Source organism: Quadrisphaera sp. DVD1, assembly GCF_058932755.1.
Genome location: NZ_JBZYWI010000223.1, coordinates 1 through 3,108 on the forward strand (window position 1 = coordinate 1; position 3,108 = coordinate 3,108).

Annotated in this window: 4 protein-coding genes; all 4 read left to right on the forward strand. The window is 77.8% G+C overall.

Annotated features, from left to right (window positions below):
- A partial coding sequence (locus AC5FZL_RS16155) for a glycosyltransferase family 9 protein (protein ID WP_493619900.1) occupies window positions 1-285 on the forward strand: 285 nt, incomplete at its 5' end.
- Window positions 282-1,277, forward strand: a complete 996-nt coding sequence (locus AC5FZL_RS16160) for a glycosyltransferase (protein ID WP_493619901.1) — start codon at window positions 282-284, stop codon at window positions 1,275-1,277. The genes AC5FZL_RS16155 and AC5FZL_RS16160, both read left to right, overlap by 4 nt.
- Window positions 1,274-2,527 carry a glycosyltransferase gene (locus tag AC5FZL_RS16165; protein WP_493619902.1) on the forward strand — a complete coding sequence of 418 codons (1,254 nt, stop codon included), beginning with the start codon at window positions 1,274-1,276 and terminating at the stop codon, window positions 2,525-2,527. Before AC5FZL_RS16160 ends, AC5FZL_RS16165 begins: the two co-directional genes overlap by 4 nt.
- Window positions 2,524-3,108, forward strand: a 585-nt coding sequence (locus AC5FZL_RS16170) for a D-sedoheptulose-7-phosphate isomerase (RefSeq protein WP_493619903.1), incomplete at its 3' end; no start/stop codon positions are given. The genes AC5FZL_RS16165 and AC5FZL_RS16170, both read left to right, overlap by 4 nt.

Consider the following 3,108-nt stretch of genomic DNA (forward strand, 5'->3'; position numbering starts at 1 on the left):
CTCGCCGGCGCCGCGGCCGTGGTCGTCGGCAACACCGGCCCCGCCCACCTGGCCGCGGCCGTGGGCACCCCGGTGGTCTCCCTGTTCTCCCCCGTGGTGCCCGCCGAGCGCTGGGCGCCGTGGGGGGTGCCGACCGCCGTCCTGGGCGACCAGGACGCGCCGTGCCGGCTCAGCCGGGCCCGCGAGTGCCCCGTGCCCGGCCACCCGTGCCTCGCCGTCGACCCGGGCGAGGTGGTCGCGGCCGTGGCCGCGCTGACCGTCGAGGAAGAGGTGGGGGCCCGGTGAAGGTCCTGGTCTGGCACGTGCACGGCTCCTGGACGACGTCCTTCGTGCAGGGCCGCCACGAGTACCTGCTGCCGCTGCTGCCCGACCGCGGGCCGGACGGCCGCGGCCGCGCCCGCACCTGGGACTGGCCCGCCGGCGCCCGCGAGGTGCCGGTCGAGCAGCTGGCCGCGGAGCGCCCGGACGTCGTCGTGCTGCAGCGCCCGCACGAGGCCGCGCTGCTGCAGGAGTGGACGGGCCTGCGCGCTGGCGTCGACGTGCCGGCCGTCTACGTCGAGCACAACGCCCCGCCCGAGCACGCCGCTCGCACCGTGCACCCGCTCGCCGAGCGCGCAGACGTGCCGGTCGTCCACGTCACGGCCTTCAACGCCGTGATGTGGGACAACGGGCGCGCGCCGGTCACCGTGGTCGAGCACGGGGTGCTCGACCCCGGCCACCGCTACACCGGGGAGCGCTCGTCCCTGGCCGTGGTGGTCAACGAGCCGGTGCGCCGCTGGCGCGTCGCCGGCACCGACCTGGTGCTGGCGATGAGCGAGCGGGTCGGCGTCGACGTCTACGGCATGGGCATGGCGGCGCTCGTCGAGCGCGCGCCGCACCTGGCGGGCTCGGTCCACGAGGACCTCCCCCAGGCCGAGCTGCACGCCACCGTCGGGTCGCACCGCGGGTACTTCCACCCCTACCGCTGGACCAGCCTCGGCCTCGCGCTCGTGGAGGCCATGACGATCGGGATGCCGGTGCTGGCCCTGGCCACCACCGCGGCCCCGGAGTCGGTGCCGCCGGCCGCCGGACTGCTGAGCAACGACGTGCGGTCCCTGGCCGCCGTGGCGCAGCGCTGGATGGCCGATCCGGGTGAGGCGCACGAGCGCGGACTGGCCGCACGGGAGCACGCTCTGGCACGGTTCGGCCTGGACCGCTTCCTGCGCGACTGGGACGAGGTGCTGCACGACGCCGCCGGCAGCGTCGCCGGAGGGACGGACGAGGAGGTGGTCCGATGAGGATCGCGATGGTGTCCGAGCACGCCAGCCCCCTGGCGGTGCTCGGCGGGGTCGACGCCGGGGGGCAGAACGTCCACGTCGCGGCGCTGGCCGCCGCCCTCGCGGCCCGCGGCCACACCGTGGAGGTCTACACCCGCCGCGACGACCGCCGCCTGCCCGTGCGGGTGCCGCTGGCCCCCGGCGTCGACGTCGTCCACGTGCAGGCCGGGCCGGCCCGCAAGCTCCCCAAGGACGACCTGCTGCCCTGGATGCCGGCCTTCGCCGCGACCCTGGCTCAGGCCTGGGCCGACCCGGCGCACCGCCCGGACCTCGTCCACGCCCACTTCTGGATGTCGGGCGTCGCCGCGCTGGACGCCGGTCGGCGCACCGGGATCCCGGTCGTGCAGACCTTCCACGCGCTGGGCGCGGTCAAGCGCCGCCACCAGGGCGACTACGACACCTCCCCGGCGGAGCGGGTCGAGCTCGAGGCGGCGCTGGCCCGGGACGTCGACCTCGTCGTCGCCACCTGCACGGACGAGGTCGCCGAGCTGCGCCGCGGCGGGCCCACGACGCGCCTCGCCGTGGTGCCGTGCGGGGTCGACACCGCCCACTTCACCCCCGACGGGCCGACCGCCGCGCGCGGCACCGCGCACCGGCTGGTCAGCGTCGGGCGGCTCGTGGAGCGCAAGGGCGTGGACACCGCCGTGCGCGCGCTCCCGGTCCTGGAGGACACCGAGCTGCTCGTCGTCGGCGGCCCGCCCGCCTCCGCCCTGCACCGCGACCCCGAGGCGGTGCGCCTGCGCGAGCTGGCCGCCGACCTGGGGGTGGCCGACCGCGTCCGCCTAGTCGGCCAGGTCGAGCACGCCGACCTGCCCAGCGTGCTGCGCTCGGCCGACGTGGTGGTCGCCACCCCCTGGTACGAGCCGTTCGGCATCGTGCCGCTGGAGGCGATGGCGTGCGGGCGCCCGCTGGTCGGCTCGGCCGTCGGCGGCCTGCTCGACACCGTCGACGACGGCGTCACCGGCTCCCTCGTCCCCCCGCACGACCCGGCCGCGCTCGCCGCCGCCGTGCAGCCGCTGCTCGACGACCCGGCCCTGCGCGAGCGCTGGGGCGCGGCGGCCCGCGAGCGCGCGGTCGCCCGCTACGGGTGGGACCGCATCGCCCTGCAGACCGAGACCGCCTACGCCGAGCTCCTCGGGTCCGACGCCGCCGCGGGCTCCGCGGCCCGGCCCGCCCCCCTCTCCCTCGACGAGCCCCAGGAGGCGCGATGAGCACCACCGCGAACGACCCGCGGCAGGCGGCCAGCACCTGGCTGGCCGAGCACGCCCCGGAGCTGGCCGGCACGATGGCCGGGCTGCTGCGCGACGCCGCCGTGCTCGACCGCTGGGGCGCGCACCTGGCCGCCGTCCTCGTCGGGGGCGGCCGGCTCCTGGCCGCCGGGAACGGCGGCAGCGCCGCCGAGGCCCAGCACCTGACCGCCGAGCTCGTGGGGCGCTTCGTCGACGAGCGGCGGCCGCTGTCGGCGATCGCGCTGCACGCGGAGACCTCCAGCGCCACCGCGATCGGCAACGACTACGGCCAGCAGGAGGTCTTCGCGCGCCAGGTCGCCGCCCACGGCCGGCCGGGCGACGTCCTCGTGCTCATGTCGACGAGCGGCCGCAGCGAGAACCTCCTCCACGCGGCCCAGCGGGCGCGCGAGGTCGGCATGACCGTCTGGGCGATGACCGGCCCCGGGCCCTGCCCGCTGGCCGACCTCGCCGACGAGGTGCTCGCGGTGGACGGCGCCTCCGGCTCGGCGGTGCAGGAGGGCCACCTCGTGGCCCTGCACGCCCTGTGCACCGCCGTCGACGCG

Coding starts and splice junctions, on each gene's coding strand:
- AC5FZL_RS16165 (WP_493619902.1), top strand. CDS start 1,274: ATGAGGATCGCGATGGTGTCCGAGCACGCCAGCCCCCTGGCGGTGCTC.